Below are 14,826 nucleotides of genomic sequence, written 5' to 3'. Positions count from 1 at the left end.
GGCGGACGCGCACGCATGAGTGACTTCTTCTCCCTCCTCGTCGAGGAGTTCCCCCGGGTCCGCTCGGGCCTGTGGGTGACGCTCCAGGCCACGGTCCTGGGCGCGCTGCTGGCCGGCGTGCTGGCCTTCGCGCTCGGGCTGATGGCGGGCAGCCGGCTGCTCCTGGCCCGGGGGGTCTCCCGGGTGGTCGTGGAGTTCTTCCGCGGCACCTCCCTCTACATCCAGCTGTTCTGGCTCTACTACGCGATGCCGCTGCTGACCGGCTACGAACTGACCCCGGTCGTCTGCGGCGTGGTCGCGTTCGGCCTCAACTTCGGTGCCTACGGGGCCGAAGTGGTGCGGGGCGCCATCAACTCCGTACCGCGCGGGCAGTACGAGGCGGCGATCGCGCTCAACCTGAGCCCGTCCAGGCGGCTGTGGAAGGTGATCCTGCCGCAGGCCTGGGTGCAGATGATCCCGAGCTTCACCAACCTGCTGATCCAGCTGCTGAAGGCGACCCCGCTGCTGTGGCTGATCTCCGCCGCCGATCTGATGACGGTGATCCAGCAGCTGCGCGACCGTACCGGTGAGACCCTCACCGCCTATCTGACCCTGCTGGTCGCCTACTTCGTCCTGGCGTACGCGCTGACGATGCTGATGAATCTGCTGGAGCGGAGCGCCAAGCGGCGGCTCGGCCTGGACACCGGCGCGAAGGGCCTGTTCAAGAGCCGCAGCGCGGCCACGACCGCCGTGGGAGGTACCCGGTGAACGGCTTCGACTGGAACGCCGTCGGGGAGTCCCTGCCCCTCCTCCTGGAGGGGTTCAAGGTCACCCTGCTCGCCACGGTGCTCGGCACCCTGGTGGCGGCCGTGCTGGGACTGGCCGTCGCCATGGCCGGGCGCGCGCCCAGCAAGTTCGTGACGGTCCCGGTGCGGCTCGTCACGGAGTTCGTCCGCTCCACCCCGCTGCTGGTCCAACTGGTGGGTGCGGCAGCCCTGTTCAACACGGTGGAGCCGCTGTACATCGGCATCACCGTGCTGGGGGTCCACTACGCCGCGTACACCTCCGAGGTCTACCGGGCCGGGATCGACGGCGTACCGAAGGGCCAGTGGGAGGCGTGCCGCGCGCTGTCGCTGTCGCCCCGGCGCACCTGGCAGGCCGTGATCCTGCCGCAGGCGGTGCGCAACGTGCTGCCCGCGCTCGGGAACTACGCGATCTCGATGTTCAAGGAGACGCCGTTCCTCGCCGTGATCACGGTGCAGGAGATGGTCTTCGAGGCCCGGAAGTACGGGGCCGAACAGTTCGCGTACACCGAGGTGTTCACTCTCGCCGGCCTGATCTTCCTGGTCGCGAGCTACCCCACGTCGCTGTTGATGAGAAAGCTGGAGAAGCGCCTTGGCCACTGAACCCCTCCCCCTGAAGAAGACGGAGTCGCCGGGGCCGGCCGCAGCTCCCGAGGACGCCGCCCCGGCCGCCGCGCGCACGGGCGAACCGCTGGTGCGGTTCGACAAGGTGGTGAAGCGCTACGGCGACCATGTGGTCCTGGACGAGCTGGACTTCACCGTGGACCGCGGCGAGCACGTCACCCTGATCGGGCCCAGCGGCTCGGGCAAGACGACGATCCTGCGGCTGCTGATGACGCTGGAGAAGATCAGCGACGGGGTGATCTGGGTCGACGGCTCCCCGCTCTCGCACGTCCGCGCGCCGGACGGTTCGCTGAAGCCCGCGGGCGAGAAACAGCTGCGCGAGTCCCGGAAGAAGATCGGGATGGTCTTCCAGCAGTTCAACCTCTTCCCGAACATGAAGGTGATCGAGAACATCACCGAGGCCCCGGTCAGCGTGCTCGGCAAGAGCCGCGAGGAGGCCGAGGTGCGGGCCCGGGAGCTGCTGGACCTGGTCGGCCTCTCCGCCAAGGTCGACGCCCATCCCTCGCAGCTCTCCGGCGGCCAGCAGCAGCGGGTCGCCATCGCCCGCGCCCTGGCCATGGAGCCGGAAATCCTGCTCCTGGACGAGGTGACGTCGGCGCTCGACCCGGAGCTGGTGGCCGGCGTGCTGGAACTGCTGGGGGACATCGCCCGGAACACCGACATCACCATGCTCTGCGTGACCCACGAGATGAACTTCGCCCGGGACGTCTCGGAGAAGGTGCTGATGTTCGACGCGGGACGGGTCGTGGAGGCCGGATCCCCGGAAAAAATCTTCTCCGATCCGTCACACGAACGTACGCGCGAGTTCCTCAACGCGGTCCTGTGACCTTGCAGTTGCATCTGTACCCATGACGCTGGCATATGCCAGGCGGGTGCGCCCCAGTTGACAGCTCCGGGGCGCGCCCACCGACCCGTCAACTGCCGCCCCGCAGGGGCCTTCCGGCGGCTATCGTGGGGCGAAAGCTTGCGGTCACAACCTGGTAGGGGGACACCGTGGCGTTGAAGCCCGAGCCGACCGCGCCGTTCCACTCGGTGCAGTACGCCCTGCGCGTGCTCGAAACGGTTGCCCAGCACGGCAACGGCGTGACCGATGCCCAGATCTCCCGCGAGACGGGGTTGCCCATCGGCCACCTCGCCTCCCTGCTCCTCACCCTGCGCCGCGAGGGTTACGTGGAGCAGATCAGCGACGGGGCGTACGTCATCGGCGCCTCGCTGCTGCTGCTCGGCTCCGGGGCGGCCCGCCGCCAGGCCCTGGAGGACCGCCTCCAGCACACCCTGGCCGAGCTGCGCGACTCCGTCGGCGCGGCGGTCTACCTCAGCCGGTATGTCGACGGCGAGGTCAGCGTGACCCAGGTCGCGGACGGGCCCCTGACACCGGCGGTCAACGAGTGGGTGGACTTCCGCTCCTCCGCGCACGCCAGCGCGGTCGGCAAGTGCCTGCTGTCCCAGCTCGACCACGACGGGCGGCGCGACCACCTCTCCCGGCACCGGACGGCCCGGCTCACCTCCCGGACGATCACCAACGAGAAGATCCTCTTCTCCCAGCTGGACGCCCAGTCCGCCACGGTCCCGATGCTGGATCTCCAGGAGTACGCGGTGGGCACCGTCTGCGCGGCCGTGCCGCTGACGGCCGGCTCCGCCGCGGGCTGCCTCGCCCTGTCGCTGCCGATCGAGGACGCGCACCGGCTGCGGGCGGCGGCCGACACCCTCAGCCGCCGGGCGGCGCCGGTTCTGCTGTCGCTGGCGCTGTAGCGGCCGGACCGGGCTTCGCCCGCCGTAGGGGCCGGAGGGCCGGTGCTCACGGGCGGTAGCGTCACCGCCATGTACGCACCGATTCCCGCGCTGAACCTCCTCAAGGAGTTCGAGGACGGCGTCGACGACTACTTCGCGCCCGGCTTCGAGCTGATCGCCTTCGGCGAGGACGACGGCGGCTACCCACGGCTCTCCGACCGGATCCGCCCCTTCGCCCGGGCCACCGGTTCCGGCTCGACGTACGCGATCTGGCTGCTGGACGACCGGGCCGACCTGGCCACGCTGCCCGTGCTCCTCCTGGGGGACGAGGGAGGCGTCCACGTCGTCGCCCGCGATGTGCCCGAGCTGCTGCGCGTCCTCGCCTCCGGCTGGTCCCCGATGTGCGGCTGGGAGGACGTGGACTACTACGACGAGCGCGAGGGGGAGGGCGGGGGCGACGAGGGCGGATACGACCCCTGCCCACGGAACCCCGCGTTCCGGGCCTGGCTGCGCGAGCACTTCGGCCTGGAGGCCGCCGAGGACCCGAACGCGGTCGTCCGTGCGGCCGGGGCCGAGCTGGGGGACGCCTTCGCCGCCTGGATCGGCCCGCTGGTCCCGGACGCGGTAGCCGCCGGCAGGACGGCGTAGGGGGCGCGGGGCGGCGGGGCCTCTCCCGGGGCCACGGAAGGCGGGGCCCCGAGGGATGTCGTCAGCACTCATCCGGACCAGGTATTATTTTCGAGTCAGCAGGCGCCGTTAGCTCAGTTGGTTAGAGCAGCTGACTCTTAATCAGCGGGTCCGGGGTTCGAGTCCCTGACGGCGCACGACACGCAGTGGGCGGTCTCCTTCACGGAGGCCGCCCACTGTGCTTTGCGCCTCGCCTTCTCCCTGCCTTCTCCCTGGTCAGAGCGGTCTGCCGTGCTCGGCGTACCGGGCGAGCAGGGCCCCCAGGCCCTCGGCGTCGAGCGGCACGTACGAGCCGTCGCGGGCCGGGTCCCACCAGACCGGATCGGCGCAGCGGAAGCCCTCGCGGCGGAGCGCCACCCGGTGGATCTTGTTCGTCGCGGTGACCGGCATCCGGTCGAGGATCCGGACGAACCGGGGGGCCATCTTCGTCCCCAGGTCCGGCTGGGCACGCAGGAAGGCGGCGAAGCCCGCCGGGTCGAAGGCCGCGTCCGCCCGGAGCGCCAGGGCGGCCATCACCTGGTCGCCGGTGACCGGGTCCGGGACCGCGTAGACGGCGGTGGCGGCCACCTCCTCCCAGCGGGCCAGGATGTGCTCGATCATCGCGGCGGCCAGGTTCTCGCTGTCGACGCGGAGCCGGTCGTCGGCGCGGCCGGCGAAGTAGAGGAAGCCGTCGGCGTCCCGGTAGAAGAGGTCCCCGGTCCAGTACCAGCCGCGGCGGGCCCGTTCCGCGTCCGCCTCGGGGTTGCGCCAGTAGCCCTCGAAGGGCGTCGGGCCCCGGTTGACCAGCTCGCCGATGGCCTCGTCTCCGTTGAGCAGCCGCCCGCCCGGGCCGAAGCGGGCCGGGACCCGCTCCTCACCGGTCTCCGGGTCGACGACGGCCAGGTCGTCCGCGGCGGCGGCCCGGCCGATCGCGCCCGGCGGGGTGCCGGGGGTGCGCTGGATGGCGGCGCCGCCCTCGGAGGAGCCGTATCCCTCGACGAGCCGCACCCCGAACCGTTCCCGGAACCGGGCCGCGTCCACCGCCCCCGCCTCGGTGCCGAAGCCCAGGCGCAGCGGGTGGTCCCGGTCGTCGGGGCGCTCGGGGGTGGCCAGCAGGTACTGCACGGCCCGCCCGACGTAGGTGAAGTACGTCGCCCCGTAGGCGCGTACGTCGTCGAGGAAGGCGGAGGCGGAGAAGCGGGGGCGCAGCGCTATCGCGGCTCCGGCGGCCAGGGCGGGGGCCCAGTCGGCGAGGACCGCGTTGCCGTGGAACATCGGCATGCAGATGTAGTGGACATCGTCCGGCCGTACGCCGAAGTGTCCGGCGAGGGACGCGCCGGCCCCCGCGAGCCGGCCCTGGGTGCAGATCGCGGCCTTGGGCGCGCCGGTGGAGCCGGAGGTGAAGTAGAGGAGCATGCGGCTGTCGGCGCCGACCGGGGCGACGACGGCGTCGCCGGGCCGGGCCCCCGCGTAGGGGGCGAGCAGGGCGGTGTACGCCTCGGTGTCGGTGACCAGGACCCGTACCCCCGGCAGCTCCAGGCCGTCGAGGAGCGGCAGGTGGGCGCGCTCGGTGATCAGGACCCGGGCTTCGGTGTGCAGGATGTCGCGGACCAGCTCGGGGCCGCGCCGGGTCGGGTTGATCCCCGCGACGGCGGCCCCGGCCAGGGCCGCCGCGCTGAGCCACAGCGGGAACTCGGGGGTGTTGTCCAGCAGCAGGCCGAGATGCGGCTCACCGCCTCGCGGAAGAAGGTCCGCGAGGAGCGCCGCCCGTGCGGCGGCGCCCTCGACCACCTGGTGATGACTGAGCACGGTGGGGCCGTGCTTCAGGGCGGGCCGGTGGTCACCCCATTGACGTCGTACGAGCTCCGCGACGGTGCCGGTACCTCTCATGGCGCCGCACGATAACTGAAGGAGCGTCAGAACTTAATGTCGGAGCAGGCGTAGAACGCGTTCTGGGTGTCCGCCACGTTCCACACCGCGAGGACGATGTGCTTACCGCTCTTCTGGGTGGGGATCGTGCCCTGGTGGGTCAGCGTGGCCGGCGGCTGCTGGTTCCCGTAGGGCACGGTCATGAAGGGCTGCGATTCGAGCGCGGCCCGGGTGAGCGGCTTGGTGGAGTCCCAGCCGTCCTTGGTGATGTAGTAGCGGAAGTCGCTGGTGGAGTGGCGGGCGGTGAACTGCCAGCGGAAGCTGTAGCCCTGGCCGCCGGTGACCTGGGTGGCGGGCCAGTTGCCGCCACGCGGGTCGTCGAGCTGGGCGAACTGCCCGTTGCCGCCGGAGCAGATCTTGCCGTCCGCCGGTCCTGCCGCCGGGAAGCCCTTGAGCCCCTCGACGCTCTGCGGCTCCCACTGGATGTTGCCGCAGCCGGTCACCGTCTTGTTGGCACAGAGTTTCTGACGGCTGATCGGGGAGTCCGTGTAGCCGTGGCCGCTGGCGCTCGTGGTCGCGAGCACCGAGACGCCCGCTATCGCCAGACCGATCACGGCCGCGCTTGCCTTTTTCCGCATGGGCTGTCGCTCCTCTAGAACGTGGGGGAGGTTCCATGAGCATTGCTCGACTACTGCGCGCTTGGTGCGTGTGCGTGGTGCTGTGCATGCGAGGTACTGCGGTCTAGACCAAGTCTTAGATTATTGACGCGACGTGAACATGTCCAGACCAATGAGGGTCATATTCCAGCGGGTCGACGAACTGCCCCGGAGCGCCGTCCCGCCCCTCTCCGACCTCGCACGGCCCTCCCCCGCGCTCTCAGGCCCCGGCCCCTCCCCCGCTGCGGCCGGTATAGAAGGCGACGGTCAAGTCCTTGACGAGTGCCTTGCGTTCGTAGTCGTCGAGTTCGACGATGCCGCGCGTGGTGAGCCGGTTGACCGTGTCGTCGACCGCGTCCACGACGGAGGTGAGCACGCTGTCCCGGTGCCTGGAGTCGATCGCGGCGATCCGCCGCCGCTGCATCGCCGCCGCGACCTCGGGGGCGTACTCGATGCCGGTCGGCTGCGCCGAGTACACCTCGACGCCCACGGGTTCGCAGTCCGCCTTCAGCATCCGGGTCAGGGCGTCGCCGACCGCCTCCGCGTCGCGCAGGCTCGGGGCGTCCTCGTGGAACGCGTCGGCGGGCAGCTGCGAGAGGACCCGGGCCATCGCGGCCTCGACCTGTGCGCTCAGATACGCCTCGTGGTCCTCGATGCCGAGGACGGCCCGGACCGTGTCGTCGATCCGCCACACCACGAGGACCACCACGCGCAACGCGGTGCCGTTCGCGTCGACGGCGGGCAGCGGTTCGCTGCGCCAGTGCCGCAGCCGTACGTCGACGCGGCGGCGCAGCAGCAGGGGCGAGACCCAGACGAGGCCGGTGCGCCGGACGCTGCCCCGGTAGTCGCCGAAGAGCGTCAGCACCCACGCGTACCCGACCCGGCCCCGGCCGAGGCCGCCGAGCGCGAGGAGCACCACGGTGGCGAGGAGGGCCAGCAGGGCCCAGGCGCCGAAGCCGACGCCGAGGTCGGCCCGGGGGGCCAGGCCGACGGCCGCCTGCCAGGCGGCCGGCAGGACACCGCGCCACCACAGGACGGCCAGTGCGCCGGCGATTCCGGCCGCGCCGACGAGGAGGGCGGCGGAGCCGGGCAGGGCGGGGCCGGGCCGTTCGGCGAGGCGGGGGTCGGCGACCGGGGCGGGCCGGGTCGACGGCTGGACCCGCGTCCGCGGCGAACGCGGCACGGGGGGCCGCCGGGTGGCGGGCGAGCCGTCCCCGGTGGCGGGGCGGCGGATGACGGCCGCGGGCAGCGCCGCCGCGGCGCCCGGCCCGGCCGGCCGCTCCTGGTCGTCGCGGAAGAGGAGGTGTACGGGGATGGAGGCGGTGGTCTCGTTGGCGATCACGGAGTGGCGGCGGCCGGGGTACGAGGGCGTCGTCGCGGCGGGAGCGGGTGTCGCGGCGGCGGTCGGGGACGCGGGCAGGGGAAGGGATACGGGCACGGGCACGGGCACGGAGAACGTGGCGGAGGCGGTCCGGTCGCCGGAGGCCAGGTCCAGGAAGAGGTCCAACTCGGTGTCGGGCCCGGGGTCGTCCCCCTGGGGCCCGCGTCCGGGCGGGGCCTTCCGGGTGGGGCCCTTGCCGGCCGCCGGCTCAGCCCCGTAGGACGGATGCGGGGTCCAGTCCGCCGAGGGTTCCGTCCTCAAACGCCGGACGGGCTTGAGGTGGAGGTTCCCGTCGAGCGGCACGGGGGGCGCGGGTGTGGGGCGGTCACCGTCAGAACCGCCGAGGGCGGGGCGGGCGCCGACAGGATCGCCGGGGGCGGGGCGGCCGTCGGAAGGACCGCCGGGGGCGAGGCGGTCGCCGACAGGACCGCCAGGGGCGGGGCAGTCGTCGGAAGGACCGGCGGGGGCGGGGCGGGCGCCGACAGGATCGCCGGGGGCGGGGCGGCCGTCGGAAGCGGCGGCCGGGGCCGGCCCGTCCGTTCGATGGTCCGGGGTGGGGCGGCCGGAGGCGAGTCGCTCACCGGCACGATCACCGGCAGCGGCGGCGAGGATCGGCCCGCCCGTCCGGCGGTCCGGGGACGGGCCGAGGTGCAGGCTCACGTCCGGGGGCTCCGGGGCTCCGGTCCGGGGGGCCGCGGGCGGGGCCTTACCGGCGTCCGGCGCGGCGGAGTCCCGGCCCGCTCGGCCGGACCGGGGCGGCGCGGGCTCCCCGTCCGGCACAGGAGGCGAAGACGGAAGCGCATCGTCCGGCGGCAGGGCCCTGTCGACGGCGGGGCCGAAGAGCGGGGGCGGGGAGCCCTTGCCCGGTGGGGCGAAGAGGGACGGCGGGAGGTGGTCGTCCAAGGGGTGGGGAGTGGGGCTGGTCCGAGGGGTCTGGTCGGCGTTGGGGGTCACCGGTTACCGCTTCCTTTCCGTTCCGTCACGTCCGTCACGTCCGTCACGTCCGTCATGTCCGTCATGTCCGCCATCACGCCCATCACGTCCGTCACGCGAAGAGCCGGCGCCAGGTCTCCGGCCCCGGATAACCATCGGCCGCCCCGCCACGCCAGCCCTGGGCCCGCTGGAACGCCTCGACGTTGCGGCGGTCGGCCTCGGTCCAGCGCGGGTCGGGGCCCGACACGTAGTGCTTGCCGTACCCCTTCTTCACCAACTGTTCGCCGAGCCGGTCGACATGGCTGTTGGACTGACCCGGCTTGAAATAGCCGCGCCCGGGGAACGCGACGGCTGTATTCGGGCCTCCCCCCGCGCCGGCGGCCCGGATGTTCCGTCCGCCGCCGGTGGCCAGCAGGCGCCAGGTGTCCGGGCCCGGGAGGCCGTCCGCCTCCTCGCCCTGCCAGCCCTGCGCCCGCTGGAACGCCTGGGTCGCACGCCGGTCGGCCGCGCTCCACACGGGCCCGGGGCCGACCGCGTAGAAACGCCTGCCGCCCCGCTCGACCAGCATCCGCCCGAGCTGGGTGACGTACTCGTTGTCGGCGCCGGGGCCGAACCGCTCGGCCCCGGGGAAGGCGGTGGAGGATCCGGAGCCGGGCGATCCACCCGCGACCCCCTTGTACCGGTACGCAACGTAACGGTCGGAGTTGTTCCAGTACGCCAGGGGCGTCGACTGCTTCCGCGTCCGCGGGCGCGCCTGCTCGTAGGCGACGTAATGGGTGCGCGTGGCGTCGGTCCAGCCACCGAAGATCGTGACGTGCGAGCCCTGGGAGGGGTCGGCCGGGTTGTGGAAGAGGAGGATGTCGCCGGGCTGGAGGTCGGCGCGGGCGATCCGGGTCCCGTAGGCGGCGAGGCTGCCGGTCCACTCGTTGCTGCCGAGGTTCCAGGCCATCGAGACATAGCCCGAGCAGTCCTGGCGGTAGCCGTCCGACCAGTACTTCTCCATGCTGTACGGGACCTTCGCGCCCACCCACCGCTTGGCCCGGTCGATGATGTCGGCCCGGGTCGTCTTCGGTGCGGCCGATCCGGCGGACGGCGGGCCCGAGGCGCCGGTGCCCCGCAGCGGCCCCTTCTCTCCCTGCGGGGTCGCCGGTTCGGGGTCGGCTCCCCCGTCGGCGCGCGGGGGCCCGGGGGCATGGCCGGCGGCGGCAGCACCCGCGGCTCCGCAGGAGAGCACCACCCCGGCGGCGGTGGCCAGCACCAGGGCGCGGCGCGCGCCGTGCGCGGCGGGGTGGCCGCCGCGCCGTACCGGCAGGGCCCTCGCGGCGGAGCGCCGCCGCACGGCGCACCCCGCGCATCCGCAGTCGATGGCGGGTTCGTACTCCTCGAAGACCGGCACAGTCATGCGATTCCCCTCCGCACTCGTCACTTGTCACTCGTCATTCGTCGAGATTTTTGGGCGCAGCCGCAACGGGCGTCAGCGTCTCAACTCTCCCGACATATCGCATTTTGACGGAACAAAGGAAAAAAACGACTATCTGACGGGGTGTGGCGTCCGGTAAATGGTTCGGAGCACCTCGGGGAGTCGGGTAGAGTTCTCCAGGTCAGCAGGCGCCGTTAGCTCAGTTGGTTAGAGCAGCTGACTCTTAATCAGCGGGTCCGGGGTTCGAGTCCCTGACGGCGCACGCACAGTCAAAGCCCCCTCACGGTCAGTGAGGGGGCTTTGATCATTCCCCGTCCGGTATCCGGTGACACCCGATGGCCGCGCACGCACAGCCACCCGCGGGGCACCGGATCATCACAAATCGGTGACGGAGGGGAGGCGGAGGAGCGGCCGAGCACGGGTCTCCACTCCATCACACCGCCTCCATCAGGTGGTTTCAAATCGTACATATGGCCGGTAAATAGTCCGTTCCACCCTTGCGATCCCGTTCGGACTCGGACAATCTGTCTGAGGACCGTCGGGTCCAAGGGGGCTGCTGATCCGTACAGTTGGCGCAGCAGAGCGTGACGTTCCGGTTGTCCGCGCCGCGGGGTGGGGGTCCCGCTCAAGGGCGGACGCCGAGGGGGGCATCATGCAACCGCAAGGCGGCCGACCCATGTCCGTGGGGAGGCGGCCTTCCACCGTGTGCGTGCCCGGTGAAGAACGGGGACCCACCGCGCACGAAGAGACCGACCAGTCACGCACCACGCGTGCGGGGGGATGACCCATGACGTCGACGCCGCCAGGCGACCGGCAGGAGAACGACGCTTCCCGGACGGCGCAGCTCCGGATACCCGCGGGGCTGCGGGCCGGTGCGGCGCGACGGCGTGCCAAGCAGGAGCTGCCGCGCTACGACTACGAGCACTACAGTCGGCTCGCCGGACCGCTGACGCAGCCCCCCGCGGGCAAGCCGTACCAGGTCCGGTACCGCTCTCTCATATCGCAGGAGCCGCACCGGGTGCGCGCGACGCTCCTGCTCGGCGCGGCTCCTCTCGTCTCGCTCGGCCTCTTCGCCTGGCTGATGCAGCCCAGCCACTGGACGGACCGCGATCCGAACCTGGACAACGACCTCCTGCTGGTCCTCGACATCGTCATGCTGGTCTCGATCGGTCTGATCGAGCTGTTCCGCACGATGAACGTCCTGTCGAACGCCCATGCCACCCTGGTCGCCCGCGACCCGGTCCCGGTGATCCCGGAGTCCGGCACCAAGGTCGCCTTCCTCACCTCCTTCGTCCCCGGCAAGGAACCGCTGGCCATGGTGACGAAGACCCTGGAAGCGGCCGTGAGGATCCGCCACCGCGGTCCGATGCACGTCTGGCTGCTGGACGAGGGCGACGACCCGGCGGTCAAGGAGGTCTGCGCCCGGCTCGGCGTGCACCACTTCTCCCGCAAGGGCGTGGCGCACTGGAACCAGGCCAAGGGCCCGCACCGCGCCAAGACCAAGCACGGCAACTACAACGCCTGGCTGGACGCGCACGGCGGCGACTACGACTTCTTCGCCTCGGTCGACACCGACCACATCCCGATGGCGAACTACCTGGAGCGGATGCTCGGCTACTTCCGCGACCCGGACGTCGGCTTCGTCATCGGCCCGCAGGTCTACGGCAACTACGACACCTTCGTCACCAAGGCCGCCGAGTCCCAGCAGTTCCTCTTCCACGCTCTGATCCAGCGCGCGGGCAACCGCTACGGCTCGCCCATGTTCGTCGGCACCAGCAACGCGGTCCGCATCTCGACGCTGAAGCAGATCGGCGGCCTGTACGACTCGATCACCGAGGACATGGCCACCGGGTTCGAGATCCACCGCCACCGCAACCCGGCCACGGGCCGGAAGTGGCGCTCGGTCTACACCCCGGACGTGCTGGCCGTCGGCGAGGGCCCGACCGCGTGGACGGACTTCTTCACCCAGCAGCTGCGCTGGTCCCGGGGCACCTACGAGACGATCATCGGGCAGTTCTGGAAGGGCTTCGGGACCATGCCGCCCGGCAAGCTCTTCAACTACACGATGATGATCATCTTCTATCCGATGTCGGCACTGAACTGGATCCTCGCGGCCCTCAGTTGCGCCCTGTTCCTCGGCATGGGCGCCTCCGGCGTACAGATCGACCCGACGATCTGGATGATGCTGTACGGCAACGCCTCCGCGCTCCAGATCGGCCTCTACGTCTGGAACCGCCGCCACAACGTCTCGCCGCACGAGCCCGAGGGCTCCGGCGGTCTGGCCGGCATGGTGATGTCCGCGCTCTCCGCGCCGATCTACGCCCGTTCGCTGATGGACACGGTGCTGCGCCGCAAGAGCTCGTTCGTGGTGACCCCCAAGGGCGACTCGTCCAGCCCGGACACGCTGTTCGGCACCTTCCGCATCCACCTGTTCTTCATCGTCGTCTTCGGGGCGTCGATGATCTCCTCGTTCTTCCTGGGCCACAGCCACCCCGCGATGATCACCTGGGCCACACTGGCGCTGCTGATCACCGCGGCGCCGATCATCGGCTGGCGGTACACGGTCCGCGCGGAGAAGAAGAAGCGCCGCGGCCGGCGCCGGGCGGGCTCGTCCGGCCCACGGCCGCCGGCCGGGCCACCGCCGGGTCCGCCCGGACCCGGCTCTGACCAGACCATGAAGATCGCCCTGGGGGGACAGCAGTCATGACAAGCCATTCGGGCCGGGGCGCCCGCCGTTCCGCAGGTCCGGCCTCCCGCCGCGCGGGGGCGCGGGTCCGCCGCTCCGGTCTGCGTACGCGCCGATTCGCGATCGGCACGGTCGCCGTGGTCGCCCTCGCGGGGGCGAACGGACCGTGGCTCTACCGCTTCGGCACCGAGCGCTACCACCACTACACGATCAACAAGCAGTCCTACAAGGAGGCCAACGGCCACTGGGACTTCCTGGACATCCCCGCCGAGCACCGGGTCAACGCCGTCCACGCCGCGCTGCTGCGCACCGGCAAGGTGCTGCTCGTCGCGGGCTCCGGCAACAACGAGAAGAACTTCGACGCGAAGAGCTTCCGGTCCGTGCTGTGGGACCCGAAGACGAACGTCTTCAAGGACATCCCCACGCCCAAGGACCTGTTCTGCGCCGGCCACACCCAGCTCCCCGGCGGCAATCTCCTCATAGCCGGCGGCACCAAGCGCTACGAGAAGCTCGGGGGCGACGTCACCAAGGCCGGCGGCCTGATGATCGTCCGCAACGAGAACCCCCGCAAGCCGATCACTCTCCCCGCGGGCACCCGCTTCACGGGCAAGGAGAGCGGCAAGACCTTCATCTCCCAGGACCCGCTGCTGGTGGAGAAGGCCACCAAGGTCTTCGACAAGAAGACCGGTGAGTACCAGCGCAACGAGGCAGGCGTCGGCCGCATCTACGTGGAGGCCGAGAAGTCCGGACGGAAGCACGAGACCGGCACCGAGGACAACTACCGCGTCGCGGGGCTCTCCGCCGAGGACACCCGCAACGTCTACGGGATCGCGCAGAAGCTGGCGCTGGACAAGAAGGACTTCCAGGGCATCAACGACGCCTACGAGTTCGACCCGGTCGCGGAGAAGTACATCCCCGTCGACCCCATGGACAAGGCCCGCTGGTACCCCACCCTCACGACGCTTCAGGACGGCAAGGTCCTCGCCGTCTCCGGCCTGGATGACATCGGCCAGATCGACGTGGGCAAGGCCGAGGTGTACGACCCGAAGAAGAAGACCTGGAAGGACAGCGGCATCGTCCGGAAGTTCGCCACCTACCCGGCGCTCTTCCTGCTCAACGACGGCAGGCTGTTCTACTCCGGCTCCAACTCCGGCTACGGGCTCCAGAACGAGGGCCGCACCCCCGGGATCTGGGACGTACGGACGAACGACTTCGACGAGATCCCCGGCCTCGCCGACCCGGACCAGATGGAGACCTCGGCGACCGTACGGCTGCCTCCGGCCCAGGACGAGCGGTTCATGGTGATCGGCGGCGGCGGAGTCGGCGAGTCGGAGAAGTCCACCCCCAAGTCCCGGCTGGTCGACCTCCAGGAGAAGGACCCGGCGTTCACCGAGGGCGCCTCCCTGGACAAGGGCACCCGCTACCCCAGCGCCTCCCTGCTCCCCGACGACTCGCTGCTCGTGGCGGGCGGCTCCGGAGACTACCGGGGCCGCGGCGGTTCGGACGTGCTGGAGGCCCGGCTGTACGACGCGAAGACGGATACGTACCAGCGGGTCGCGGACCCGGCGGTGGGGCGCAACTACCACTCGGGGTCCGTGCTGCTGCCGGACGGCCGGGTCATGATCTTCGGATCGGACCCGCTCTACTCGGACAAGATCAACACGCGTCCGGGCACCTTCGAGCAGCGCATCGAGATCTACACCCCGCCCTATCTCTACCGCGACTCCCGGCCGGAGCTCACGGCCGGCCCCAAGAGCATCAAGCGCGGCGGAACCGGGCTGTTCACCACGCGCCAGGCCTCCTCGATCGCCTCGGCGAAGCTGATGCGGCCCTCGGCGGTCACCCATGTGACCGACACGGACCAGCGCAGCATCGATCTGGAGCTCGAGAAGTCGGCGGACGGGATCACGGTCACCGTGCCGGAGAACCGGGCGCTGGTGCCGTCGGGCTGGTACATGCTGTTCGTCACCGACGAGGAGGGCACCCCGTCCGAGGGGATGTGGGTGGAGGTGCCGTAGGCGTACGTACGCGGGCGCGGTAGGCGGCTGTGGCCCTTGCGCTGCTTGGTGGCTTGCGCT

The 14,826-nt window shown here is 71.1% G+C and carries 11 protein-coding genes and 2 tRNA genes; 9 read left to right on the top strand and 4 right to left on the bottom strand.

The window, feature by feature from the left end; genetic code table 11:
* The first annotated feature begins 15 nt into the window (after nt 1-15).
* From ehuC to N7925_RS23550, 6 genes are all read left to right on the top strand, one after another.
* Nucleotides 16-747 (top strand): ectoine/hydroxyectoine ABC transporter permease subunit EhuC, encoded by a 732-nt coding sequence (gene ehuC / locus N7925_RS23575; protein ID WP_265601442.1) that lies wholly within the window; start codon nt 16-18, stop codon nt 745-747.
* Nucleotides 744-1,385, top strand: coding sequence for an ectoine/hydroxyectoine ABC transporter permease subunit EhuD (ehuD, locus tag N7925_RS23570; RefSeq protein ID WP_190009174.1), 642 nt, complete (start codon nt 744-746; stop codon nt 1,383-1,385). The genes ehuC and ehuD overlap by 4 nt, the downstream gene beginning before the upstream one ends.
* Complete coding sequence (ehuA, locus tag N7925_RS23565; RefSeq protein ID WP_265601440.1) at nt 1,375-2,232, top strand: ectoine/hydroxyectoine ABC transporter ATP-binding protein EhuA; 858 nt, start codon at nt 1,375-1,377, stop codon at nt 2,230-2,232. Before ehuD ends, ehuA begins: the two co-directional genes overlap by 11 nt.
* A 167-nt stretch (nt 2,233-2,399) precedes the next feature.
* The gene (locus N7925_RS23560; protein ID WP_265601439.1) at nt 2,400-3,158 is read left to right on the top strand and encodes an IclR family transcriptional regulator; all 759 of its coding nucleotides are present in this window, start codon (nt 2,400-2,402) and stop codon (nt 3,156-3,158) included.
* Between the two features lie 69 nt (nt 3,159-3,227).
* Nucleotides 3,228-3,785 carry a hypothetical protein gene (locus N7925_RS23555; RefSeq protein WP_274345078.1) on the top strand — a complete coding sequence of 186 codons (558 nt, stop codon included), beginning with the start codon at nt 3,228-3,230 and terminating at the stop codon, nt 3,783-3,785.
* 102 nt (nt 3,786-3,887) lie between these two features.
* Nucleotides 3,888-3,961, top strand: a tRNA-Lys gene (locus N7925_RS23550).
* A gap of 79 nt (nt 3,962-4,040) precedes the next feature.
* Here N7925_RS23550 and N7925_RS23545 read toward each other — a convergent pair.
* The 4 genes from N7925_RS23545 to N7925_RS23530 all read right to left on the bottom strand — a co-directional run bounded on the left by N7925_RS23545 (nt 4,041) and on the right by N7925_RS23530 (nt 10,044).
* Nucleotides 4,041-5,693 (bottom strand): AMP-binding protein, encoded by a 1,653-nt coding sequence (locus tag N7925_RS23545; protein ID WP_265601437.1) that lies wholly within the window; start codon nt 5,691-5,693, stop codon nt 4,041-4,043.
* Nucleotides 5,694-5,719: 26 nt separating this feature from the next.
* Nucleotides 5,720-6,310: a lytic polysaccharide monooxygenase auxiliary activity family 9 protein gene (locus N7925_RS23540; protein WP_265601436.1), complete on the bottom strand. Its 591-nt coding sequence runs from the start codon at nt 6,308-6,310 to the stop codon at nt 5,720-5,722.
* A 238-nt stretch (nt 6,311-6,548) separates the two neighbouring features.
* Entirely contained in the window at nt 6,549-8,663 is a 2,115-nt protein-coding gene (locus tag N7925_RS23535; RefSeq protein ID WP_274345077.1) for an SPFH domain-containing protein, read from the bottom strand.
* A 91-nt stretch (nt 8,664-8,754) separates the two neighbouring features.
* Nucleotides 8,755-10,044: a peptidoglycan-binding protein gene (locus N7925_RS23530; protein ID WP_274345076.1), complete on the bottom strand. Its 1,290-nt coding sequence runs from the start codon at nt 10,042-10,044 to the stop codon at nt 8,755-8,757.
* Nucleotides 10,045-10,250: 206 nt separating this feature from the next.
* On the opposite strand from N7925_RS23530, the gene N7925_RS23525 reads away from it, so the two are divergent.
* From N7925_RS23525 to N7925_RS23515, 3 genes are all read left to right on the top strand, one after another.
* Nucleotides 10,251-10,324, top strand: a tRNA-Lys gene (locus tag N7925_RS23525).
* Between the two features lie 525 nt (nt 10,325-10,849).
* Nucleotides 10,850-12,769 carry a glycosyltransferase family 2 protein gene (locus N7925_RS23520; RefSeq protein ID WP_274345075.1) on the top strand — a complete coding sequence of 640 codons (1,920 nt, stop codon included), beginning with the start codon at nt 10,850-10,852 and terminating at the stop codon, nt 12,767-12,769.
* Nucleotides 12,766-14,766 (top strand): kelch motif-containing protein, encoded by a 2,001-nt coding sequence (locus N7925_RS23515; protein WP_274345074.1) that lies wholly within the window; start codon nt 12,766-12,768, stop codon nt 14,764-14,766. The genes N7925_RS23520 and N7925_RS23515 overlap by 4 nt, the downstream gene beginning before the upstream one ends.
* The last annotated feature ends 60 nt before the right edge of the window (nt 14,767-14,826 follow it).

It is taken from the genome of Streptomyces sp. CA-278952 (assembly GCF_028747205.1).
Taxonomy (GTDB): Bacteria; Actinomycetota; Actinomycetes; order Streptomycetales; family Streptomycetaceae; genus Streptomyces.
This window is presented reverse-complemented; position numbering and strand designations above follow the sequence as displayed.